Below are 22239 nucleotides of genomic sequence, written 5' to 3' on the forward strand. Positions count from 1 at the left end.
CGCGCCCTCAGGCTTCCTGGTCCAGCCGCTCCGTCAGCTCCTGGGCGCGCCGCGCCCCCCGGTGGTAGCCGATCTCCAGGCTCATCTGCTCGGCCCGGGTCGTCGAGTCCCAGGCCGCCTCGATGTCGCCCAGCCGGTGGTGCGTCTCGGCCACCAGCAGGCGCACGTCGATCTCCGCGATGCGGTAGCCGCCGGCCATGGCCATGGTGAGCGCCTGTCTGAGCTCGCCGAGGACGGCGGTGTCGGGCCTGCCGAAGCGGAGGTCCCAGCGGGAGCGGCCCATCATGGCGCCGATGAGGACGTCGCGCCTGGTGATGCCGCGGGCGATGCGGAAGGCCTGGTCGTACCACTGGCGGGCGCCGTCGGCGTCGCCGGCCTGGAGGGCGAGGTCGCCGAGCCCCACGAGGCAGCCGGTCTCATCGCCCCGCCAGCCCGCCGCCCGGCACACGTCGAGGTTGACCTCGTGCACCCGCCGGGCCTCGTCGGCCCGGCCGAGGTGACGGAGATAGTCGGCGTAGCGGATGCCGCTCGAACTGTAGAGGGCGGGGATCGGGGTGTGCTCGCGCGCGATGCGAAGGGCCTCGGCGAAGGCCGCGCCCGCGATCTCCGTGCGCCCTTGGAGGTGGCCCAGCGCGCCGCGCAGGGTCTCGGCGACCAGCACGTCCTCCTCGTCACCGGCGCGGCGGGCGAGCTCGAACGTCTCGTCCACGATCGGCTCGCAGGACGGCAGCGCGCCCAGGCTGAGATGCAGCTCGGCCATGTTCTGGCAGCTCACCGCGGCGTCGTGCCAGGCTCCGACCGCCCGGAACGCCTGCGTGGCGCGCCGCGTCGCGACGGCCGCCTCGCGGAGCCGGCCCAGCATCTGCAGGCAGGTGGCGACCTCGTGCTGGATCCACCCCCGGGAGACCCCGTCCCGCACCAGGGGCCGGCGCATGAGCTCGCCCCGAGGGTAGAAGTCGGCGAAGACGGTCAGCGCCGACTCGTAGGCGCCCAGCTCGCGGGTGATGAGGCCGCGTTCGCCCTCGTACAGCCGCTCGTGGACCAGGTCGCAGGCGTCGTCGTGGACGCCCGCCCGGCAGGCGTGGTGGACGGCCTCCACGGTGGCGGCGAGGTCTTCGAGGGTTCGCGCCGCCGCGACGGCGGCCGTCGCGGACAGGTAGTAGTCCATGGCCCTGCGGTGCAGCGCGCGGCGGGCGTCGTCGTCGGCCGCCTGTCCGCCGAAGAAGTCGCGCACCAGCGGGTGCATGCTCGTCCGCCCCGAGGCGTCGCGGCGGACGATCCTGGCGGCGATGAGATGGCGGAACACGGCCGAGCGAGCCTGCCGCCACTCGTGGCCGCCCTCCTCCCACGGAATGTCCGGAAGGACCCGGCGCAGCGCGTCGTCCGGGACCGGCGTGCGGAAGACGCTGTAGCGCACGAGGAACGTCCGCTCCTCCTCGGACAGGCACGCGTCGTACTCCCGCAGCACCCGGCGGACCAGCACGTCGCGGGGCAGGCTCGGATCGGGGGCGGGCAGCGACGACACCCTCCGCACGTCGCCGTCGTGGCGCGTCATCAGGTAGGCCGCCACCAGGCTGAGCGTGAGCGCGTGCCCGCCCCAGTCGCGCACCACCTGCTCGATGGAGGCGTCGGGGCCGTAGATGCCGAGCTTGCGCAGCAGCTCCTTGCCCGGCTCGATCTCCAGCGGCTCCACGTCCACCTGGTGGTGGGTCACGTACGGGATGAGGTCGAAGACCGGCGCGCGGGTGGTGATCAGGCACAGCGACGCGTGGTCCGGTGTCGCGAAGAAGGTCAGGAAGTCGCGGAGGTCGGCGCTGGTCACGGAGCCGTAGTGGTCACCCTCCTGATGCTGCATCACCTCGAAGCCGTCCAGGACGAACAGGAACCGGTGCAGCCCGAGGAGCCCGGCCACGCACTCGGCCCTGGCCCGTCCGTCCGGCAGTTCGTCGGGGGAGATGCTGCCGCCGCTGACGAAGTCGAGCGCCGCCTCGAGGAAGTCGTCGGCGCTGGCGCGCTCGGTGAAGCTCCACCAGAAGACACTCAGCTGGTCGTCCTCGGGCGCCGACGCGCTCAGCTGGTCGATCCAGCGGCGGGCGATGCTGGTCTTGCCCTCACCGCCGAAGCCGACGAGGCTGATCACCAGCACCTCGTCGTCGCGGGCGCGCTCGTCCAGCTCGCGCAGATGGCTGTCGCGCCCGACCCACTCGGGCAGGGGCAACGGCGCGAAGTCCATGTGGCGCGCCGCCCGCCGTGGCCGCGCCCGGCCGATCAGCGCCGGCTGCACGTGCGCGGGCTCGGCCCTGACCAGCGGCAGCGGATCGCTCCGCAGGTCGACCCGTAGCGGTGAGAGCTCCAGCAGGCCGGCGTTGACGGCCCAGGCGGTGTCGCGGTCCTTACCGGCGAGCTCGGCGAGCCACGTCTCCGCCACGACTCCGACCACCAGATTTCGCTCGACGTCCAGGACGGCGGCGCCGCTCATGCCGGCGTCGATGTGCTTGGACTCCAGCTGCACGGGATCGAGCAGCAGCCGCCGGTCAGCGGGGGCCTCCACCTCGCCGAGGATGATGCCGCGCGCCCAGGCGCCGAAATAGCCGCCCAGCTGGCGATACCCGTAACTGCGGAAGGCATGCCAGTGGGAGTCTCCCGCGGCTCCCAGCACGGCCACCCGCTCGACGGGCAACGGCAGCGGGCCGTCCACCTGCAGGCACACCAGGTCGTCGTCGCTGTCGGAGAAGCACGCGATGACCCACGCGGCGCGCAACTCGGCCGGCTCGGTCCTGCGGCCCGACGACGGGAAGTAGACGCGGACCCGCGCCTCGCGGCTCGCCCGCGGCTCCACCCCGCCCGCCCGCACCACGTGGGCGCAGGTGGCGATCAGGCCGGTGCGGGAGATCACCACTCCGGTGCCGAGGACGTTCTGCCCCTCGGGGTCCCTGATCTGCACGGTGAACTCCCTGACGTCCTGCAGGATCACCCGGGGCGCGTCGCCCCCTTCCGGCCCGCTCATGGCGTGCCGCTCGGGCCCCAGGTCAGTGTCACGGTGACCGCCGCCTCGACGCCGGCCTTGGCGATCACGGCACCGGCCTCGGCATCGAACTTGATCCCGAACTCCACCTGAACCCCGTCGGGGCGCACCGCGAGCTTCTCGACGGTGTCACGCACGCGCTCGGCCATGCCGTGGATGGTGTCCATCGCCTGGTCCACCGCCTCGGCCGAACGGGCCATCGCCTCCGGAGCGCTCAGCGACACCTGCCGTAACCCACCGCGCTGACCGAACTCGACGAGGATCCGCTCACCGGAATCGCCCACTGGCGTTCGCGTCATATCGTCTCCACCCGCTCGAAGATCAGCCGATCATTCGGGCTGTGACCCGGCCTGCTCATCCACGTCCGTGCGCTTCTCCGGATCGAGATCGTCCCGGGCGGCGAGCAGCGCCAGCACGTCCGGCGGCAGGCGACCGTCGATGGCGGAGGCCTCGCGCCTGCGCGGAGGGGGCGCCGCCTCGTCGCCGGGGCGCGCCGGGAGGTCGGGATCTTCCATGGGTCACCGCCTTCGTATGGCTCCCAGTGTCGTGCGCCGAAGGACGGAACGCCAGCGAGCGATGCTGACGGGAAAGATGGAACCACGTCTCATCGAGGCGATCGAGCACGAGAAGACGCGCGCCACGGCGCGCGGCCCGGCTCGGCGTCACGGTCGTGGTCGCCGCCGGCAACGAGGGCACTCTGGCCCCGCCCGGCCTGTCGAACATCCGGCACCCCGGCGCGGCCAGGCGGGTCATCCCGGCCCGGGTCACGGTGCTGATCGAGCACGTCATCCCCGCGACGGCGATCCCTGACGCGGGCGACCTGCCCAGGGCGACGGGTGACGTGCTGTCCGGCATCGTGGCCGACCTGGAACGGCTCGGCGCGGCCGACGTCGAGCCGCGCGTGCTGGCGACGGTCGTCTCCGCGCGGCTCACGCGGTCGCGGATCGACCGGATCGCGGGCCGCGCGGACGTCCGCCGCGTCCAGCTCTCGCGGCCACACCGAGTGGTCACCTGACGACGGGTCAGCTCACGCCCCGTGCCCGGTCGAGGATCGCGCCCGCGTCGGGGGCGGGGGCGTCGCCGCGCCAGGCGATGTGCTGGTCGGGGCGGACGAGCAGGTAGTGGGCGCCGTACAGGCCGGTCAGGTCGGGACGGTGCAGGTGATGCCGGGCGAACGGCACGCCGCGCTCGCGGGCCGCGCTCTCCCAGCGCGCGTCGGCCGGCTCTGCCGCGACCTCGACCAGCGTGAACCCCGGCCCCAGCTCGTCGTAGAGCGAGCGGTCGCGCCCCAGCCACACGTGCGGCAGCCGCCCGCCCGGCGCGCCCGACGGGCGGTAGACCGAGGTACGCGACTCCGGGGCGGGACCGTCGTCGGCCATGACCAGCGGCGACCCCGCGTAGGTGGCGCCGAGCACGAACCCCAGCGTGTACGTCTCGCTGGACTTGGTCCGCCTGACCAGCTCGGCCGCCTTGAGCCGGGCCTGCCCGCCCTCCTCGGTGTCCTCGTCGAGCGCGGGCCGGGCCAGCTCGCCGGTGAGGACGCGCATGTTGTTGGCCGCCTCGGCGATGGCCCGGACCGCCATCGGCCGCCGCTCGGTCTCGTAGCTGTCCAGCAGCCCGGCGCCGCCCCAGCCGCGCAGGTCGGCGGCGAGCTTCCAGCCGAGGTCGACCGCGTCGCCGATGCCGGTGTTGGCGCCGAACCCGCCCCACGGCGGGTTGAGGTGCGCGGCGTCGCCGGCCAGGAAGCAGCGGCCCTGCCGGTAGCCGTCGGCCACCAGCATGCGGGACGTCCAGGGGTCCAGCAGCCGCACCTCCAGCGGATGGGCGGCGCCGATCATCGTGTGCAGCGCCCGCTCCACCCACTCGGCGGTCGGGTCCTCGGGCGCGCCGATGATGATCGCCCACCAGGTGCCCTCGGTGTCGAGCGGCCCCATCAGGCCGTTGACCTCGGGATTGACCACCCAGTACTGCACGGCCGGGCCGTGCGGGTGCGCCTGTGACAGGCCCGGCGCGCTGAACACGGCCTGCACGTTGCGGACCTCGTGGGTCTGGCCGGACAGCCGGATGCCCAGCTCGCGGCGGACGACGCTGCGCCCGCCGTCGGCGCCGACGAGGTAGCGGCCGCTGATCCGCCGGCGTGCCCCGCCGGCGTCGGCCGCCTCGGCGGTGACGCCGTCCGCGTCCTGCCGGAGGCCGTCCACCATCCAGCCCCAGCGGGCCGAGACCGTCGGACGCCGGTCCAGGCAGCCGCGCAGCGCCTCCTCCACCCGGTTCTGGCCGCACCACTGGGCCGGCTCGGCGAGCTCGTCACGCTGGATGTCGGACAGCCCGAAGATCCCGTCGAAGCGCTCGATGCGGTGCCCGGTCAGGCTCGCGCAGAACACCGCCGTGTCGGACCAGCCGAACGGCAGCCGCGCGTTGTCGCGGATCGCCCCGGCCACGCCGAGCCGACGGAAGATCTCCATCGACCTCGGGTTGATCTGCTTGCACCGAGGCGAGCCCTGGCCCGCCTCCGGCCGCGGCTCGACGAGCTCGCACGCGACGCCGCGTGAGCCGAGTTCGTGGGCGAGCGTCAGGCCGACCGGGCCGCCACCGACGATCACGACCTCGGTCTCGATGAGTTCAGTCACAGTTGGAGGGCTCTTTCCTGAGGGGCTGAGGAGCTCGAAGGGCCGGAGGGCGGGCCGCTACGAGCCGGAGGGGCCGGTGATGGGAGTGCGCAGGACACCGAGGCGGTCGACGTCGACCTCGACGACGTCGCCGGGGCCCAGCAGCCAGGGCGGGGTGCGGACGTACCCGACGCCCTCGGGGGTGCCGGTCGCGACGACGTCACCGGGGTTGACCGTGAGGGTGCGGCTGATCAGCGACAGCACCTCGCCGACCTCGAAGATCATGTCCCTGGTGTCGCCGTCCTGCACGAGCGCGCCGTTGACGCGGGTGCGCACCCGTAGCCCGTCGCGCAGGTCGCCGACCTCGTCGGCGGTCACGATCGGTCCCATGGGGCCGGTGCGGTCGCCGTTCTTGCCGAGCGTCCACTGCGTGGTCAGCTTCTGGGCGCGGCGCGCGGTGAGGTCGTTGAACGTGGAGTAGCCCAGCACGGCGGCCCGCGCGGTGTCGGCGTCCACCTCGCGCAGCGGCGCGCCGACGTACGCGGCGACCTCGCCCTCCCAGTCGAGACCGGCCTCGTCCACGGGGACCGGCGCGGGCACACCGCCGACGCTCAGCGACGCGGTCCACCGCCCGAACAGCGTCGGATGATCCGGTACGGCGAACGAGCCCTCGGCGGCGTGGGCCCGGTAGTTGAGGCCCACGCAGATCACCCGGGCCGTCGGCGGCACCGGCGGCACGAACCGCACGGACCCGGCCGGTACGGCGTCACCGGGGGAGGCGGCGGCCAGCGCGGTCCAGCGCGCGGCGTCCGACCAGAACGCGCTCACCTCCGCGACCGGGCGGACCCCGTCGTCGTCGAGCCGGGCGACCTGGACCTGGCCGGCGCCGGGCAGGATCGCCCCGACGAGCCTCACGGCCGCTCCTCCGCCCAGCCGAGCGGCACCATCCGCAGGTCGAACTCGATCTCCTCGAACGGCCCGTCCATCTCCCAGCGGCGCAGGTCGTCGGGGGACTCCCGGCGCACGGGCCGGCGGATCAGCTCGGGCTTGACCGCGAAGGCCGCGTCGGAGTCCAGGTAGGGGTCGCCGGCCAGGAACACGTGGGTGGTCAGCGGCCGGTAGCCGGGGGCGGTGACCTGGACGTGCACGTGGGCGGGCCGCATCGGGTGCCGGCCGATCGCCTTCAGCAGCCGGCCGGCGGTGCCGTCCGTGGGCACCGGATAGCTGGCGGGCCGGACGGTGCGGAACCAGTAGCCGCCGTCGGGGCCGGCGGTCAGCAGGGCGCGCAGGTTGCCCGGTTCCTGGGTGTCGTCCTGGCTGTCGTACAGGCCGGTGTCGTTGGCCTGCCACACGTCGACGACGGCTCCGGGCACCGGGGCGCCGTCACAGTCGAGGACCCGGCCGTGCACCACGGCGGGGGTCGCGCGCTCGCGCTCGGGGCCGTGGGCGATCCAGTCGCCGAGCTCGCGGGGCGGCGCGGGGGAGTGGAACGGGCCCTGCACCGACGAGGGCGTCATCGTCTCGGGGCCGGAGTGGTTCACGTCGTCGACCGCCGTGGTCAGGCCGAGCATGTCCGACAGCAGGATGAACTCGTCGCGGTGCGGGCCGCACCACCGCTGCCCGGTCTCGGCCAGGAAGGCCAGGCCGGCCAGCCACTCGTGCTCCGTCGGGCGCACGTCGGCCACGAAGGCGTGCAGGTGGGTGATCAGCGAGGAGACGACCTCGTTCAGCCGCTCGTCGGATCCGTTGACCCCGCGTAACACCTGCCGCAGCAGCGGGTCGCCATCAGGCGCGTGCATAAACACCCGTACCTTTCGCTGGTTTATTAAACCCTGGAGCGTAGCGTCAGACCAGGGCGAGAGCCAGTGATCTGGTAGATTCGCGCAGGTGGTCATCGGTGCACCCCAGACGCGAGCCGAAGTCCTCGCCGCCGACATCGAGCGGATGATCGCCGAAAAGGGGCTCGGGCCCGGCGACCCGATCGGCACGATGGACGAGTTCCGCGACCGTTCCGGGTTCGGCCGCGCCACCATCAGCGAGGCCGCGCGGCTGCTCAGCGACCGGGGCACCGTGCGGATCCGCCCCGGCCGGGGCGGCGGGCTGTTCGTGGCCGATCCCGATCCGGTGGTCCGGCTCCGGCACACCCTGCTCACCGTCCGGCGCCAGCCCGCCACGGTCGCCGACGCCATCGCCGTACGCGAGGCGCTGGAGGCCCTGATCGTCACCGACGCCGCCCGTCACCGCACCGCCCAGGACATCGCGGCCCTGCGCAAGCTGCTGACCAGGCTCCGGCGGGCCGCGGCCGGTGGCGCCGACCGCTTCATGCGGGCCAACTGGGAGCTGCACGAGCGGATCGCCGAGATCTCGCCCAACCCGCTCTCCCGCGCCGTCTACCTCAGCATGTCCCGCTGCATCGCCGACCTGGCCACCCGCGCCGACCGTGACCCCGACGGGCCGGACGACGGCTACCTCGGCCTGCGGGTCGAGATCCACGCCGAGCTGGTCGAGGCCATCGCGGCCGGAGACGTCCAACGCGCCACCGCGGCCGTCGAGCGCCACCGCGGATCAGGCACCATGGGGTTGTGACCGACATGCGGGGATCCGTCGAGTCGCTGGCCTGGCTGCTGGCGCAGGGCGGCGTGCTGGTGCTCAGCGGGGCGGGCCTGTCGACCGAGTCGGGCATCCCCGACTACCGGGGGCCCACCGGCCGTGCCCGCCGGGCCGAGCCCATGACCTACCAGCGGTTCGTCGGCAGCGCCGAGGCGCGGCGGCGCTACTGGGCACGCAGCCACGTCGGCTGGCGGCAGATCGGCCGGGCCGCGCCCAACGCCGGGCACCGGGCCGTGGCCGAGCTGGAACGGTGCGGGCTGCTCGGCGGCATCGTCACCCAGAACGTGGACGGGCTGCACCAGGCGGCCGGGGCCCGCGGGGTGATCGAGCTGCACGGCGCGCTCGACCGGGTCGTCTGCCTGTCGTGCCGGGAGCGGACCTCTCGCCACGAGCTGGAGCACCGGCTGCGGTCGGCCAATCCCGGCTGGGAGGCGACCGGCCACCTCAACCCCGACGGCGACGCGGTGCTCACCGATGACCAGGTCGCGGGGTTCCGGGTGGTCGACTGCACGGGGTGCGGGGGCCTGCTCAAGCCCGACGTGGTCTTCTTCGGCGAGAACGTGCCCCGCCCCCGGGTGGAGGAGTGCTTCGCGCTGGTGGCCGCGGCGCGGGCGGTGCTCGTGCTCGGCTCGTCGCTGGCGATCAGGTCCGGCCTGCGGTTCGTCACCAGGGCCGCCGCGCTCGGCATCCCGATCGCCATCGTCAACCAGGGGCCGACCGGCGGCGACGCCGACGCCACGCTGACCCTGGACGCGCCGCTCGGCGAGACGCTGAGCGCTCTCGCGGGCCGCCTCACGGCGGTTCCCACGGCAGAATGAGGGCCATGTCCCGTCCCGCCACCGCCTCCTGTCCCTGCGGCCTGCCGGCCCCCTACTCCGGGTGCTGTGGCCGCCTGCACCGGGGCGAGGGCGCGGCCACCACCGCGGAGCAGCTGATGAGGTCGCGGTTCAGCGCGTTCGGCGTGGGCGACGAGGCCTACCTGCTGCGCACCTGGCATCCGGACGTCCGCCCGCCGCGGGTCGGCTTCGACAAGGGGCTGCGCTGGGTGAGCCTGGAGATCCTGGAGACCACCGGCGGCACCGTCTTCCACGGCGAGGGCACCGTGCGCTTCCGGGCCCACTTCGTCGAACGAGGGCGCCCGGGGCAGCTCGAGGAGCACAGCCGGTTCGTCCGGCTCGACGGCCGCTGGGTCTACGCGGGCGTCGTCTGACCGGGTCTGACCGGGGCTCGTTATGAAAGTTTCATGGCTTGTTGACACTGGGAAAGCGCTTACCTATCTTGTGCGTGTTCGCTACTACGCATGGCGTTCACGTACATGAACGAGATCTCGCTGGGGGGACACCGAGGAGCAGGCCACCAGGGTCTGCCGGGCCAGCAAGGAGCTCAATCGTGCGACAGAGAATCAGCGGCGGAACGGCCGCGGTCATCGCCGGTGTCATCGCCTTAGCGGGAGCGGGGGCGGCAGGCGTCGCCACCGCCTCGCCCGCCTCGGCCGCCCCCGCGCCCGGGGCGTACACCGTGGTGAACGGCGGCAGCGGGCTGTGCCTCACCGTGCCGGGCGGCAGCGCGTCCGACGGCGTGCAGCTCACCCAGAGCGGCTGCGGCGGCGCGGCCCAGACCTGGAACCTGGTCGCCGCCGGCGGCTCCTTCCAGCTCAGGGCGGCCCACACCGGCAAGTGCGCGGGCGTCAAGGACGCCAGCACCTCCGCGGGCAAGGCCGTGCAGCAGGAGAGCTGCTCGGGCGCGGCGTCCCAGAGCTGGAACCTGACCGAGTCGGGCTCCGCCTACCGGGTGGTCAACGCGGGCGGCGGCAAGTGCCTCAACACCAAGGACAACTCCACGTCCTCCGGCGCGCTGGTCCAGACCAACTCCTGCGACTCGGTGGCGACCAAGCAGTGGCGGCTCGTCCCCGCCGGGTCGCAGCCGAGCCCGACGCCCACCCCGACCACGACCCCGACCACGCCCCCGGGCAACCCGACCGGCCTGGTCGGCTGGGCCACCCAGGGCGGCGGCACCACCGGCGGCGGCAACGCCTCGCCGGTGACCGTCTCCACCGCGTCCGCGCTGACCAGTGCGCTGTCGGCGAGCGGCACGTCGGTGATCCGGGTGTCCGGCACGATCTCCTGCTCCGGGATGCTCAGGGTCGCCTCCGACAAGAGCGTGCTGGGCAACTCCGGCGCGGCCATCGTGGGCTGCGGGTTCAACATCGCCGAGGCGTCCAACGTGATCGTCCGCAACCTCACCTTCCGCGGCTGGAACGACGACGCGATCAACGTGCAGTACTCGACCCGCGTGTGGATCGACCACAACACCTTCAGCGACGGCTACGACGGCGCCGTGGACATCAAGCGCGCCAGCGACTACGTCACCGTCTCCTGGAACAAGGTCACCGACCACGACAAGAGCATGCTGCTCGGGCACGACGACGGCAACGGCGGCGAGGACCGGGGGCGCCTGCGGGTGACCTACCACCACAACTGGTTCGACGGCACCAACCAGCGCCACCCCCGGGTCCGCTTCGGCAACCCCGTGCACGTCTACAACAACTACTACGGCAGCATCGGCTCCTACGGCGTGGCCTCCACCGAAGGCGCCGGCGTGCTCGTCGAGGGCAACTACTTCGAGAACACCGAGGACCCCTTCCACCTCGGCGAGGGCGACTCGGGCCCCGGCACGCTGGTCGCCCGCTCCAACCACTTCGTCAACTCCGGCACCGGCCAGTCGGGCGGCGGCGTGGCGTCCATCCCCTACTCCTACTCGCTCGACGGCGCCTCCGGCGTCAAGTCGATCGTGACCGCGGGCGCCGGCGCGGGCCGGATCTCCGTCTGACCACCCTCGACCGGGCCCCCGGCCGGGGGCCCGGTCACCCTCGCTGGACGCGGTCATCCCCGGTGGGCGCGGTCACCCCGGGAGCCGGGCCCCCAGGACGCTCGCCACGACGTCGGCCGCCGAGTGGTCCTCCGGGAGCGTGGCGAGAAAGCCGACATCCTGCCCGAGCGTGAGCAGCGGCGGCTCCTCGTAGCCGTCCGGCCGTCGCTGGCCGAGCCCGATGGCGGCGAGCAGCCCGTTGCACAGGCAGCGCCGCCCGGCCGCCTCCTCGGCCGGGCGGCCCTTGCGCACGTAGACCTCGACCGGCTCGGCGGGGCAGCGGTAGCCGAGCCCGCCGTCCGGCTTCGTGTACGGCGTGCGCAGGTAGCCCAGGTCGCACAGCCGGGGCCGCTCCTCGTAGACGTCCGGATCCGACAGGGTGCCGGGCACCTGGGCGACCTTGAACGGGAAGCCCGCCGGGGAAGCGGACGGGTCGTTGCGCACCTCCAGGACACCCTGCGCCGCCCTCCGCAACATCCGCCGCCTGAGGTCCTCGTCGAGTCCCGACTCCCGGCACAGCGCGAACGCCGACCCCACCTGGATCCCGGTGGCCCCCGCCTCCAGCGCCCGCGTCAACCCGTCGGGCGTGCCGTACCCGCCGGCCAGCCAGAACGGCAGGCCGATCGCCGCCACCTTGCCGGTGTCGGCCTCGTCGCGGGGGCCGTAGACAGGCTCGCCGTCCGCGTCCAGTCGCATCCGCCCCCGGGGCGGCGCGCTGTGCCCGCCCGCCACGGGCGACTCCAGCACGAACCCGTCCGGCCGGGTCCGCGGCGACCTGGCCAGGTAGGCGGCGAGCACGTGGGAGGAGACGATCGCCAGCAGCCGGGGCCGGGGCAGCGGCGGCAGGGCGCGGCCGAGCAGCGCCCGCGGATCGACGCCCACCGTGTGCCGCGCCTCGCCGTCGCCCGCCACGGTGACCGTGATCTCCGCCGGCCGGTGCGCGGCCAGCTCGTCGAGCAGCCCGGGGATCTCGGCCGGGATCCCGGCCCCCATCAGCACGTAGTCGACCCCGGCGAGCATCGCCCCGTAGACCGCCGCCGGCGTGGCCAGCTGGATCTTCTCCAGGTAGTTGACGCCGATGAGGCCGTCGTGCCCCTCCTTGGCGAGGAAGACCTCGGCGAAGTTGGCGACCACGGCCAGCTCGTCCCGGGCCCGGCCGGGCCGTACGCCGAGCCGGGGGACGGGCCGGTAGGGGACGTCCGGCCCGGTGCCGCCCGCCACGAAGTAACGCTCCAGCACCCTCCCGGCGATCTCGGGCACCGGGAAGGCGGCCAGCGCCCGGCGCAGGTGCCCGCCCGGGTCTCCCTGCTGCAGCCGCCGGGCCAGCGTCGCGTCCAGCGCCGTCCCCGACACCACGCCCAGTTGCCCCGTGGCCGCGACGGCGCGGGCCAGCCGCCACCCGGACACCCCCACGCCCATGCCGCCCTGGATCAGGACGGGCCACATCGCCTCAGCCACGGTCAGCCCAGCTCAGCACGTTCTCCTACCTCCACACTCCGCCCGGAGGCCGGTTACGCGCCCCTCCGGGTCCTCCCGATCGGCCCCACTCTCGGCGCCGACAAGGAGTCCATCAGCACGGGGGAGCCGAGATGTAGTGCCGAAGGTCCCGAAGCGTGTGGACCCCGGTCCCTTTCTCACCACGGCGACCGGCCAGGTTGCTCGAGCAGCGCGGCCACCCGATAGGGCCGGAAGTCCCTCCGCCGCGGGACCTGCGCCCGTGGCGGCGGCACCGGCCCGTCCCTAGCGTTCGAGGCATGATCAGCTCCTCCCCGCGCCGGCTCCCGCCCCCTTACGGCGGGATGCTGTCCGCGTACGCCGCCGCCCTGGCCGGCTCGCCGCTGAAGCCCTCCAGCAAGGCGAAATACCTCTCCCACGTCAGCGGCTTCCTGGCCTGGACGGCCGAGGCCGAGACCGGCGGCACGCACGACCACGGCCCGCTGGCCGACATGTCCGCGGCCGTCGTGACGGCCCACGACTACGACCGCCACCTGAGGGACCGCGGGTACGCCCCGGCGACGATCGCCAACGTCCTCGCCGCCGTGGACGACTTCTACGCCCGGCGCGGCCTCGGCGCCACCGGCATCTGCCGCGAAAGCGCCCGGAACACCGCCGCCGGCGGTCGTTCCCGTGTCCCGCGACGCCTGTGACCGGGATCGCGAGGCCCCGCGGCCGCTCATGACTCACGGGGTGGCGTACGCGCCCCGCTTGCAGTGGCTGTCGCCGCCCACCCGGTAGGTCCAGTTGGGCGCCCGGAAGGCGTGCCGGTCGCCGGTGAGGCAGCGCCGCGCGTACTTCTCACCGCGCGAGTCCGTGCCCGCGCCGGCGCGGGCACGTCCGCCCCATCAAGGCGCGGTCAAGGGCTGTCGGAGTGAACGGTCAGGAGACGGTGACGGCCCGAAGGGTGACCGGGCCGAGGAGGGGGTTCAGCAGGTCGGCCTGGGACTGTCCGGGCGGGATGATGACGTCGAGCGCCTTGGGCACGGCGCCCGGATCGTACGAGCACAGCGGCGCGGTGCCGCCGGGCGCGCAGACGCCGAACCGGTACGGCTCGGGCGTGGCGCCGAAGCCCCTGGCCTGGTCGGCGCTGAACCCGTCCTGGCCGGTGAGCACCACCGCGAACCGCCAGCCCGGCCCGGGCGTGCCGAACGTGGCCCTGGGCAGCGCGACGGTGATCGTGCGGGCGGTCCCGGAGGAGCGTACGGCGGCGCCGGCCTGGGCGGCCCCGGCGGCGGTCACCCAGACCGGGGCGGCGAAGCCCTGCGCCTCGACCCGCTGGGTCCAGGCGTCCTGCTCGGCGATGCGGTGGTTGCGCTGCGGGAACGCCGGATCCGTGGACCGGGCGGCCACGGCCGGATCCTGGGCGTACACGTCGAGCAACTGGGCGCCCATCTGGTTGCCGAACGTGGGAGTGAGGTCGCGGACCTCGGCCCGCAGGTAGACGGTGGACGCGTCGGTGATGACCTGGAACCGGCGCAGGTCGAAGGCGCCCGGGCGGAAGTCGGCGGCCGTCGGATAGGCGTAGGTGCCGGGGCCGTCGTCGTCGCCGTCGGGGTCGGCGACGTCCAGCACGGTCGTGGCGCCGACGATGTCGCCGACGACCGTCCGCTGGTCATAGGCGGTGCGCCCGCCGGCGCTCGCCGTCACGGTGAGCACGACCTCGCCGAACGAGACCGGCGCCTCGGCGGTGAAGCCTCCGCCGGAGCCGGCCCGCACCGAGACGACCTGGGCGGGCGCGCCGGTGTCGACGGGGGCCGCCGCGATGTCGACCCGCGCGCCGGGCGTGGTGGTGCCCTGGACCGTGACCGACGCGCCGGTGATCGCGGCGCCGTCGGCCGGGGCGGTGACGGCGAGCGCGGCGGCGGGCGGCAGGCCGTGGTCGGCGTAGCGGCGGCGGACGACCTCGGGCTGTTCGACCGGGCGGCCGGCGCCGAGTGACAGGATCAGCCGCAGCTCCTGCGCCTGCGCCCAGGTGAGAGGCGACGCCGAGCCGGCCGGCTCACCGGCGCGCAGCCCGATCGAGGCGGTGGCAGGGTCGCTGCCGTAGGGGGAGGCGGGCAGGCCGGGGTTCTCCCACGCCTGCTCCGGGATCAGGCCGGTGCCCGACGACATCGCGTGCATCGCCGTCAGCAGCGACGTGGCCGTGCCGGTGTCGCCGGTCTGCAGGGCGTGCTCGGCCCGCTCGCCGGACAGGACGGGCCACAGGTGCCCGGAGCCGGTGTTGGTGGTGGGCCAGGGAGCGCCCGACGGCGCGCAGGAGGTGGGGTCGGGCTCGTGACAGTCGCCGTAGCCGTCCTCGGTGCCTGCGGTGTCGGAGCCGTACCGGTACCAGCCGGGCCCGTTCGGCGTCGTGCGCCGGATCACGCGGTCCACGACCGCCAGACTGGCGAGCACGTCCGGGTCGGTGGGCGGCAGCACGCCGAGCCGGGTCAGCTCCAGGAAGCCCGCGTCGACCACCCGCCGCTGGTCCTCGGCCGGGGCTCCGTTGCCCAGGTTGTACGACACGGCCGCGTCGGGGTCGCCCGCGCGTGACAGGCGCAGGAAGTAGCGGGGGCCGTACGGGCCGGTGGTGGTGACCGTCCATGTCTTGACCGAGCGGGCGAAGTGGTCGGCGGTGGCCCGGTAGAGCCTGGCCCGGCCCTGGTCGCCCTGCCGGTCCGCGATCTCCCCGGCCGCGACGAGCCCGGCGATCTCGGCGGCGATCGTGGAGGGCGAGTGGCCCGACTGCTCCTCCCAGCGTTCGACGCCGAACTCGGGGCCGTGCGCCACCAGGAAGTCGGCGGCGGCGCGCACGCTCTCCCAGAGCCCGGCGTCGCCGGCCAGTCCGGCCTGGTAGGCCATCAGAAGCGGATAGGCGGTCTCGTCGAGCTGGTCGCCGCCCGAGTCGGGCGCGAGCCGGCCGTTGAGCAGCGAGTTGCGGGGCAGCCGGCCGTCGGGCAGCTGCTGGCGCTCCAGCAGGAACCGGACCGTGGCCCGGGCGGTCTCCAGGTCCCCGGCGGCCAGGAAACCGGTGAAGGCCGCGTACAGGTCGCGGGCGAAGATCTCGCGGTAGGAGCCGAAGTAGACGGCCTTGCCGCCGACCTCGGTGCCCGCGCCGACCGCCTGGCCCCACGGGCTGGCCAGGGAGGCGACGACGGCTCCGGGGAACGTCTTGTCCTCGCTGGCCTTCAGCACGTTGGCCGAGAGCCGGTAGCGGCCGGCGAGCGCGGCGGGCGGCCTGCGCAGCCCGGCGTCGTACGCGGCCCAGCCCGCCTCGTACCGGCCCCGGGTGGCCTCGAACGGGCGGGCGGCGGCGTCGCCGGCGGTCCGCAGCGCGCCGGCGGCGGTGCGGCCGAAGCCGAGCGCGAACGTCACCTCGCCCCGGGCGTCGATCGGCAGCCGGGCGGTGGCCACCACGTTGCCGCCGGGCGCCGAGGTGTAGGGAGCGAGCGCGCGGTCGGCGTCCAGCCGCACGGCGCCGTCGCTCGGCGTGCTCGCGTAGCCGACGCTCGCCTCCGGCAGCCGCCGCTCCGCGCGCAGCGCCAGGTGGGTCGGCACCGCGTAGTCGCGGGCGGGTGCCGAGGTCTCGGTGTTCGTGTCGGAGATCACCGGGGCGCCGGTGTGCCCGTCGACCACGCCGCTGTCGGCGCCGCCGTTGGCCGGGCCGCCGCCTCCGTTGCCGTTCACGCTCGCGTCCAGCCGCACGTACAGCCGCAGTCCGGCCGGCTGGAGCCGGGTGCGGACCACCACCGCGTCGCCGGCCGGGTCGGTGACGTAGGTGGTGGTCAGCCGATAGCGGCCGTTCCTGCTGGAGGAGGTGACCGTGCAGGTCATGCCGGAGCTGTCGGTGGCCACCTGGTAGGTGGTGTCGCGGGCCTGCAGCTCGGTGAACGTGCGGCCGTCGGTGACGACGAACTGCATGGTCTCGACGTTGGTGTTGTCGATCGTGGGTTCGTACACGTCGGACAGGACGCCGCCGGCCACGGTGTACCAGACCTTGGACGCCCTGCCGGTCGCCGTGCCCACGCAGTCCTTGCGCGCCAGGCCGAAGTGCGAGGCCGCTCCGGGGCCCCCGGGAGCCGGGCCACCGGCCGCCGCCGGAACGGCGGGGACCGTGACCAGCGACGCCACGACGGCCAGGGCGAGGGCGGACCGCCTGATCGATCGGACCGTGCGGACAGTGCGGGCTGTGGGCATGCCATGCTCCCTCTCGGCACCGGCACGCGCCCCCACGTCGTGCGTCTCGTTGCAGAGAAGACCAGCCCGGCACGCCTGTCAACCCGGCACGTCAGGTCGCCGTCACCGGGAGGTTCGCCTGGGTGATCCGGTTGTCAGGCCCGCGGCGGTGGCTCACCTGCTCGTGACCCTGCCCGGCCTGACTCCGCGAGATCGGCGCGCGGGAACCGGCTGCTTCGTGGTGTCCCCTGGCGGAGTTCGGGCGCAGCGGCCAGAGTGGAGCCTGAGAGATCAGAGCGGAGAAGGCCCCGCCCCGGTTCCGGGGCCGGGACGACGAGCCGATCCTGGGGGGCTACATGAGCGAGTCCGAGACGTTGCCGCTCTACATGCGGCGTAGTGAGTTCGACCCGGCTCCGGAGCTGGGGGCGTTGCGCGACAAGGAGGGCGTGGCCCGCGTCCGCACGCCGTTCGGCATCGAGGCCTGGCTGGTGACCCGCCACGCCGATGTGCGCGAGGTGCTGGGCGACGCGGAGCGGTTCAGGCTGGCCCAGAGGGGCATCCCGGAGCTGCCCGGAGCGCCGAAGCTGAGCGAGGAGGATCTCGCCGTGCTGCGGGCGGGCAATCTGCTGGGCGTCGACCCTCCCGAGCACACCCGGTTGCGCCGGATGCTGACACCGGAGTTCACGATCCGCCGGATGCGCCGGCTGGAGCCGCGCATCACCAGCATCGTCGAGCAGCACCTGGACGCGATGGAGAGCGCCGGCCCGCCCGCCGACCTGGTCTCGTCGTTCGCGCTGCCGATCCCGTCGCTGGTCATCTGCGAGCTGCTGGGCGTGCCGTACGAGGACCGCGACGGATTCCAGCACCGTACGACCCGGATGCTCGACATGTCGGTGCCGATCCAGGAGCGGATGGCGCTGCAGATGGAGTCACGCGCCTACATGGCCGGGCTCGTCGCCCGCAACCGGGCCGAGCCCGGCGAGGAACTCCTGGGCATGCTGGTGCGCGAGCACGGCGACGAGCTGACGTCGAACGAGCTGATCGGCATCGGCGCCCTGCTGCTGCTGGCGGGGCACGAGACCACGTCCAACATGCTCTCGCTCGGCACGCTGGCCCTGCTGCGCCACCCTGACCAGCTGGAGCTGCTGCGCAAGGAGCCCGAACGGATCGACGCCGCGGTGGAGGAGCTGCTGCGCTGGCTCAGCATCGTCCACTCCGGCACCTTCAAGGTGACCACCACGGAGGTCGAGCTGTCCGGCCAGACCATCGGGCCGGGGGAGCTGGTGGCGTGCGCGCTGCCCGCCGCCAACCGCGACCCGGCGCTGCTGCCCGACGCCGACCGGCTGGACATCACCCGGGGCGAGCCGGGCCACGTGGCCTTCGGTCACGGCGTGCACCACTGCCTGGGGGCGCCGCTGGCGCGGATGGAGATGCGGATCGCCTTCCCGGCGCTGCTGCGGCGTTTCCCCGGGCTCCGCCTGGCCGGTCCCGAGGCGCGGTTCCGCTCGTTCAACATCGTGTACGGCCTGGCCTCGCTGGAGGTCGCCTGGTAGCGGACAATTTCGATAAAGGCTTAATTTCGGCTGAAGTCGCGAAATTTCATCAATAAAGACGTTCCTTTATCAGGCATGATCGCCAGCGGCTACGCTTCGCCGCTGTGATCGCCTTACGTGGGGAGCCAGTTTGATGACACGCGTGACTCGTGGCCGAGGAATTGTCGCCGCCCTCGTCCTGTCCGTGATGACGGTCGCCTGTAGCAGCCCGGCGGAGCCGCCGCCGAAGAAGGTTCCGCTCGAGAAGAACGTCATCACGGTGGGCGTCGTGCCGAGCGCCGACTCGGCGCCTCTCTACCTGGCCATGGCCAAGGGCTACTTCGAGCGGGAGGGACTGACGGTCAAGGCGACCATGATCACGGGCGGCGCCGCGGCGATACCTCAACTCAAGAGCGCCGCGCTGGACCTCACTCAGGCCGACTACGTCACGGCCCTCCTGGTCCAGCAGCACGACGAGGACGTCAAGGTGATCGCGGACCTGTACCAGGCGGCGCCCGGCGCCTTCGGCCTGATGGTCGAGGCCGATTCGCGGATCGGGACCGTGGCCGGGCTCAAGGGCAAGTCGATCGCGGTCAACAACCTGTTCGGCATCGGCATGCTCGCCAGTGAGGCCACACTCAAGGGCGCGGGTCTGACGAAGAAAGACGTCAAATTCATCGAGGTTCCCTTCCCGGAGATGGAGCGCCGGCTCGCCGCGGGCGTGGTCGACGCCGCCTGGCTGCCCGAGCCCTGGGGCACCTCCGGGCTGCGGAGCGGCTCGCTGCGCCGGCTCGCCGACCCCATGACCGGGAACCTGGCCGACCTGCCGGTCGGCGGCTGGGTGGCCGCCGGCGAATGGAGGGCCGCCAACCCCGCCACGCTGGCGGCCTTCCAACGCGGGATCGCGGCGGGGCAGCGCGCCGCCGGCGACCGCGCCGAGGTCGAGGCGGTGCTGCCGACCTACCTCAAGATCGACGCCGACAGCGCCGCGCAGACCAGGCTCGGCGTCTACCCTCCCGTGATGGCCACCGGAAAAGTGATGGACGCGAGAAGGCTGCAGCGGGTGGCCGACCTCATGCGCGACTACGGCTACCTCAAGGACCCGCTGGACGTGAAGAACGTGGTCGCGGGCTGATCCCGGAGCCGGCCCGGGGCGGGTACGGCCGGCCGGGCGCTCGGGCGGCGGGCGCTCGCGCGCCGTTGCTCAGTCGACGACTTCGTCGCGCGCCTTCTCCAGGTGGCCCTTGAGCTCCTCCATGACCTTGGCGTAGCCGAGGTGGCTGTACCTCTCGGCCGCGTGCCACGGATACACCTGGCCGGCCTTGACCGCGGGGAGCTTGGCCCAGGTCGGCTTCGCGGCCATCTCCGCGGGTTTCATCGACTGGGCGCGCGCGTCGACCAGGATCACGTCGGCCGCGTACTTGTCGGCGTTCTCCCAGCTGAGCACCTCCCAGAAGCCGCCCTCGCTCTCGGTGGGCTTGGCCGGTGAGACCATGTTCAGCCCCAGCTCGCCGAAGTAGGAGAGGTCGGGGTGGTCGGGCAGGTAGGCGACGTAGAGGGACTCGGGGGTGCCGGTGACGACCATGACCTTGAGGTCGGGCTTGGCCGCGGCGAGTGTCCTGAGCGCGGCGCCGGCCGCCTCGAACCTGGCCTTCGCCTCGGTCACGGGCGCGGCCTGGGGGTCGGCGCCCAGGGCCGCGGCCAGCTCGCCGTAACGCTCGATGATCTGCACGAGCGGCTTGCCGCTGAGCTGCACGCCCACCGACGGAGCGATCTGGTCGATCGTCGTGGCCGACTCCTCGGGCACGTACCACAGGGTGTTGGGCTGGTACATGCCCGCGACCAGCAGGTCCGGCTGGAGCGAGGCGTACTTCTCGACGTTGAACTCGCCCCAGACGTTGCCGATCGACTCGACCGTGGCGATGTCGACCTCGCCCACCTCCGGATCGCGGCCGCCGTCCTTGAGCTTGTGCGGGCCGAACACCGCGACGGGCCGCACGCCGAAGTCCCAGAGCGCGGCCGCCGCTCCCGACTGCGCCACCACGCGTTGCGGTCGCCGCGGCGTGGAGACGTTCTTGCCGCGGTCGTCGGTCCAGGTCCAGGCGGTCTGCTGGGCCGTCGTGGACGGAGCGGCAGCGGGCGGCGCGGACGTGCCGCCACAGGCGGCGACGCCGATGAGGGCGGCGACGCCCATGGCCATGAGGCGGCGTCGTGGGGGGTGGGCCATGTTCTCTCCTCGACCACAGGGCTCTCGCCCGATGAAACGGTTTCGTCTTCCCGACTCGGAGCGCCCGGCCACGGCGGGAGGCCGGCGGCCGGTCAGAGCTCGGCACGGCCGAGGCGCCAGTACCCCATGAAGGCCACCGAGCGGCGGTCCATGCCCCGCTCGGCGACCAGGTGCCGCCGCAGCGCCCTGATGATCGACGCCTCGCCGGCCAGCCAGGCGTAGAGCGGGCCGGGTGGCCGCTCCTCCTGCGGCACCTCCCAGAGCTCCTCCACGTCCACGTCCACGTCCCGGAACCCGTTCCGCGCGGGGTCCGGGGCGGCCGGCGCGGGGAGCAGCCGGTCGGCGGCGGCGGCCACGGCGGGCCGGAGCAGGCTCCCGCGTTCGGCGCCGTCCCTGGGCAGCCAGGTGACCTTGACCTGGCTGGAGGTCAGGACGTCGAGCGAGTCGGCCGCGTAGGGCACCTCCATCAGCGCCTCGCCCGTGCAGCCGGCGGGCAGCCGTTCGAGCACGGAGGCGATGGCGGGCACGGCCGTCTCGTCTCCGGCCAGCAGGACGGGTCCCGTCTCCGCGAGCGGCCGGAACTCCAGGCCACCATGCTCACCCGGGTGGTCGGCGTTCGGTCCGCACAGGACCGCGAGGTCGCCCTGCCGGGCGTTCGCCGCCCAGCGCGCCACGGGGCCGCTGTGGCCGTCGTCCTCGTGCAGCACGACGTCGACGTCCACCTCGCACGCCTGCGGGCGGGCCACCCGGACGGTGTACGTGCGAAACGGGTTGCGCAGCTCCTCGGGCAGCTCCCGCCAGCGCTGGAACCAGTCCGCGCCCATGGGCAGGTGGGCCAGGCCGTGCTCGGCGAGCGGCAGGACGAGCTTGATCCGCTGGTCGTAACCGTTGTCGGCGAACCGGGCCAGATCCGGCCCGGCGAACGTCACCCGCAGGAACGACGGGCTCAGCCGGTCCAGCCTGCTCACCCGTACGTTGAACATGCGAAAAGGCGTGGTCAATTCTTTGCCTCCTTTTAGGGGAGGCTAACCTAACTTGACCATTTTCGCACCCACTGATCATCCTTCTGGAACGTTGCGTAGGTCACTGTCCGGTGGCGTCGAGTTCGGCGAACATCCCCGCGCCGTAGTGGCTGGGGAAGTTGCAGACGACCTCGTAACGGCCCGGACGGAGCGTCATCGTGGTCCAGCTCATGGAGCCCGGAGCGATGCCCTCGCCCTCGCCGGCGCCGCAGTTGCGCGCCGCCTCACCGAGGGCTCCCGTCTCGTCCACGCGCCCCTGGGAGTCGACCGCCCGCTTCCCGGCGGCCTGCCCGGACGGCAGCGGCAGCACGACGGCCTCGTGCGCCAGGTCGGGCCCCTTGTTGTAGACCCGCAGCGACACGGTCCCCGCGGGGACCTGGTCGGGCTTGACCGACAGGGTCATCCGCCTGCCGCCCGACGGCTGGTCGCTCACGGTCACGTCCACCACCTTGCCGGGCAGAGGCGGCGGAGTGCATTCCTGCTGGGAAGTACCGTGCTCCTCCGGATCCGGAGCGCGGGCCATCGCCGCCGGCGACCCTGCGAGGGCCGCGGCGAGCATGACCGCGCTCATCGCCCCGGTGAGCCGTGCATCGTGAAGCCGCATCGGCCCCACCTCCCGCACGAGTGCGAGCCGTGCCCGCCGTCCCCCGGGGGCAGCGCCCGGGATCGACCGGCGAGCGTCCTGACCTTCAGG

The 22239-nt window shown here is 73.5% G+C and carries 19 protein-coding genes; 8 read left to right on the forward strand and 11 right to left on the reverse strand.

What is annotated here, in order from left to right; translation table 11 throughout:
- Positions 1–7: 7 nt before the first annotated feature.
- The 3 genes from IEY82_RS10720 to IEY82_RS10730 are packed head-to-tail and all read right to left on the reverse strand — an operon-like array spanning position 8 to position 3540.
- Positions 8–3007: a trypsin-like peptidase domain-containing protein gene (locus IEY82_RS10720; protein WP_189123874.1), complete on the reverse strand. Its 3000-nt coding sequence runs from the start codon at positions 3005–3007 to the stop codon at positions 8–10.
- Complete coding sequence (locus IEY82_RS10725) at positions 3004–3324, reverse strand: CU044_2847 family protein (protein ID WP_189123875.1); 321 nt, start codon at positions 3322–3324, stop codon at positions 3004–3006. Before IEY82_RS10725 ends, IEY82_RS10720 begins: the two co-directional genes overlap by 4 nt.
- 30 nt (positions 3325–3354) lie before the next feature.
- On the reverse strand, positions 3355–3540 hold the full coding sequence (locus IEY82_RS10730; protein ID WP_189123876.1) for a hypothetical protein: 186 nt from the start codon (positions 3538–3540) through the stop codon (positions 3355–3357).
- 155 nt (positions 3541–3695) lie between these two features.
- Between IEY82_RS10730 and IEY82_RS10735 the strand changes: the two genes are divergently transcribed.
- Positions 3696–4040 (forward strand): hypothetical protein, encoded by a 345-nt coding sequence (locus tag IEY82_RS10735; RefSeq protein WP_189123877.1) that lies wholly within the window; start codon positions 3696–3698, stop codon positions 4038–4040.
- A 7-nt stretch (positions 4041–4047) separates the two neighbouring features.
- On the opposite strand, the gene IEY82_RS10740 is transcribed toward IEY82_RS10735, so the two are convergent.
- Genes IEY82_RS10740 through IEY82_RS10750 form a run of 3 tightly spaced genes read right to left on the reverse strand, consistent with a single transcriptional unit; the run spans position 4048 to position 7433 of the window.
- Entirely contained in the window at positions 4048–5655 is a 1608-nt protein-coding gene (locus IEY82_RS10740) for an FAD-dependent monooxygenase (protein WP_225262602.1), read from the reverse strand.
- A 57-nt stretch (positions 5656–5712) separates the two neighbouring features.
- Positions 5713–6549 (reverse strand): fumarylacetoacetate hydrolase family protein, encoded by an 837-nt coding sequence (locus IEY82_RS10745; protein WP_189123878.1) that lies wholly within the window; start codon positions 6547–6549, stop codon positions 5713–5715.
- Positions 6546–7433 carry a dioxygenase family protein gene (locus IEY82_RS10750; RefSeq protein WP_189123879.1) on the reverse strand — a complete coding sequence of 296 codons (888 nt, stop codon included), beginning with the start codon at positions 7431–7433 and terminating at the stop codon, positions 6546–6548. Before IEY82_RS10750 ends, IEY82_RS10745 begins: the two co-directional genes overlap by 4 nt.
- A gap of 88 nt (positions 7434–7521) precedes the next feature.
- On the opposite strand from IEY82_RS10750, the gene IEY82_RS10755 reads away from it, so the two are divergent.
- From IEY82_RS10755 to IEY82_RS10770, 4 genes are all read left to right on the forward strand, one after another.
- Complete coding sequence (locus tag IEY82_RS10755) at positions 7522–8220, forward strand: FadR/GntR family transcriptional regulator (protein WP_225262604.1); 699 nt, start codon at positions 7522–7524, stop codon at positions 8218–8220.
- 5 nt (positions 8221–8225) lie between these two features.
- Positions 8226–9062 carry an NAD-dependent protein deacetylase gene (locus IEY82_RS10760; RefSeq protein ID WP_189123985.1) on the forward strand — a complete coding sequence of 279 codons (837 nt, stop codon included), beginning with the start codon at positions 8226–8228 and terminating at the stop codon, positions 9060–9062.
- 5 nt (positions 9063–9067) lie between these two features.
- Positions 9068–9454, forward strand: a complete 387-nt coding sequence (locus tag IEY82_RS10765; protein ID WP_225262606.1) for a YchJ family protein — start codon at positions 9068–9070, stop codon at positions 9452–9454.
- Between the two features lie 179 nt (positions 9455–9633).
- On the forward strand, positions 9634–11073 hold the full coding sequence (locus IEY82_RS10770) for a pectate lyase family protein (RefSeq protein WP_189123881.1): 1440 nt from the start codon (positions 9634–9636) through the stop codon (positions 11071–11073).
- Positions 11074–11145: 72 nt separating this feature from the next.
- Here IEY82_RS10770 and IEY82_RS10775 read toward each other — a convergent pair whose 3' ends face one another.
- The gene (locus tag IEY82_RS10775; protein ID WP_225262608.1) at positions 11146–12570 is read right to left on the reverse strand and encodes a nitronate monooxygenase; all 1425 of its coding nucleotides are present in this window, start codon (positions 12568–12570) and stop codon (positions 11146–11148) included.
- A 296-nt stretch (positions 12571–12866) separates the two neighbouring features.
- Here IEY82_RS10775 and IEY82_RS10780 point away from each other — a divergent pair, with 296 nt between their 5' ends.
- Complete coding sequence (locus tag IEY82_RS10780) at positions 12867–13259, forward strand: site-specific integrase (RefSeq protein ID WP_189123882.1); 393 nt, start codon at positions 12867–12869, stop codon at positions 13257–13259.
- Positions 13260–13488: 229 nt separating this feature from the next.
- Here IEY82_RS10780 and IEY82_RS10785 read toward each other — a convergent pair whose 3' ends face one another.
- Positions 13489–16785 carry a glucodextranase DOMON-like domain-containing protein gene (locus IEY82_RS10785; RefSeq protein ID WP_189123883.1) on the reverse strand — a complete coding sequence of 1099 codons (3297 nt, stop codon included), beginning with the start codon at positions 16783–16785 and terminating at the stop codon, positions 13489–13491.
- A gap of 335 nt (positions 16786–17120) precedes the next feature.
- On the opposite strand from IEY82_RS10785, the gene IEY82_RS10790 reads away from it, so the two are divergent.
- Positions 17121–18317, forward strand: a complete 1197-nt coding sequence (locus IEY82_RS10790) for a cytochrome P450 (protein ID WP_189123884.1) — start codon at positions 17121–17123, stop codon at positions 18315–18317.
- Between the two features lie 133 nt (positions 18318–18450).
- Positions 18451–19431 carry an ABC transporter substrate-binding protein gene (locus IEY82_RS10795; RefSeq protein ID WP_225262610.1) on the forward strand — a complete coding sequence of 327 codons (981 nt, stop codon included), beginning with the start codon at positions 18451–18453 and terminating at the stop codon, positions 19429–19431.
- A 69-nt stretch (positions 19432–19500) separates the two neighbouring features.
- On the opposite strand, the gene IEY82_RS10800 is transcribed toward IEY82_RS10795, so the two are convergent.
- From IEY82_RS10800 to IEY82_RS10810, 3 genes are all read right to left on the reverse strand, one after another.
- The gene (locus IEY82_RS10800) at positions 19501–20523 is read right to left on the reverse strand and encodes an ABC transporter substrate-binding protein (RefSeq protein WP_189123885.1); all 1023 of its coding nucleotides are present in this window, start codon (positions 20521–20523) and stop codon (positions 19501–19503) included.
- 92 nt (positions 20524–20615) lie between these two features.
- Positions 20616–21524, reverse strand: a complete 909-nt coding sequence (locus IEY82_RS10805; RefSeq protein ID WP_225262612.1) for a siderophore-interacting protein — start codon at positions 21522–21524, stop codon at positions 20616–20618.
- A gap of 82 nt (positions 21525–21606) precedes the next feature.
- Entirely contained in the window at positions 21607–22149 is a 543-nt protein-coding gene (locus tag IEY82_RS10810) for a hypothetical protein (protein WP_189123886.1), read from the reverse strand.
- Between the last annotated feature and the right edge of the window lie 90 nt (positions 22150–22239).

Source organism: Nonomuraea cavernae (assembly GCF_014646355.1).
GTDB lineage: Bacteria > Actinomycetota > Actinomycetes > Streptosporangiales > Streptosporangiaceae > Nonomuraea > Nonomuraea cavernae.

Bases quoted from the DNA above. Each gene is read 5' to 3' on its own strand.
- IEY82_RS10720 (WP_189123874.1), bottom strand. From the start codon at position 3,007: ATGAGCGGGCCGGAAGGGGGCGACGCGCCCCGGGTGATCCTGCAGGAC.
- IEY82_RS10725 (WP_189123875.1), bottom strand. From the start codon at position 3,324: ATGACGCGAACGCCAGTGGGCGATTCCGGTGAGCGGATCCTCGTCGAG.
- IEY82_RS10730 (WP_189123876.1), bottom strand. From the start codon at position 3,540: ATGGAAGATCCCGACCTCCCGGCGCGCCCCGGCGACGAGGCGGCGCCC.
- IEY82_RS10750 (WP_189123879.1), bottom strand. From the start codon at position 7,433: ATGCACGCGCCTGATGGCGACCCGCTGCTGCGGCAGGTGTTACGCGGG.
- IEY82_RS10760 (WP_189123985.1), top strand. From the start codon at position 8,226: ATGCGGGGATCCGTCGAGTCGCTGGCCTGGCTGCTGGCGCAGGGCGGC.
- IEY82_RS10765 (WP_225262606.1), top strand. From the start codon at position 9,068: ATGTCCCGTCCCGCCACCGCCTCCTGTCCCTGCGGCCTGCCGGCCCCC.
- IEY82_RS10780 (WP_189123882.1), top strand. From the start codon at position 12,867: ATGATCAGCTCCTCCCCGCGCCGGCTCCCGCCCCCTTACGGCGGGATG.
- IEY82_RS10785 (WP_189123883.1), bottom strand. From the start codon at position 16,785: ATGCCCACAGCCCGCACTGTCCGCACGGTCCGATCGATCAGGCGGTCC.
- IEY82_RS10790 (WP_189123884.1), top strand. From the start codon at position 17,121: ATGAGCGAGTCCGAGACGTTGCCGCTCTACATGCGGCGTAGTGAGTTC.
- IEY82_RS10795 (WP_225262610.1), top strand. From the start codon at position 18,451: ATGACACGCGTGACTCGTGGCCGAGGAATTGTCGCCGCCCTCGTCCTG.
- IEY82_RS10800 (WP_189123885.1), bottom strand. From the start codon at position 20,523: ATGGCCCACCCCCCACGACGCCGCCTCATGGCCATGGGCGTCGCCGCC.
- IEY82_RS10810 (WP_189123886.1), bottom strand. From the start codon at position 22,149: ATGCGGCTTCACGATGCACGGCTCACCGGGGCGATGAGCGCGGTCATG.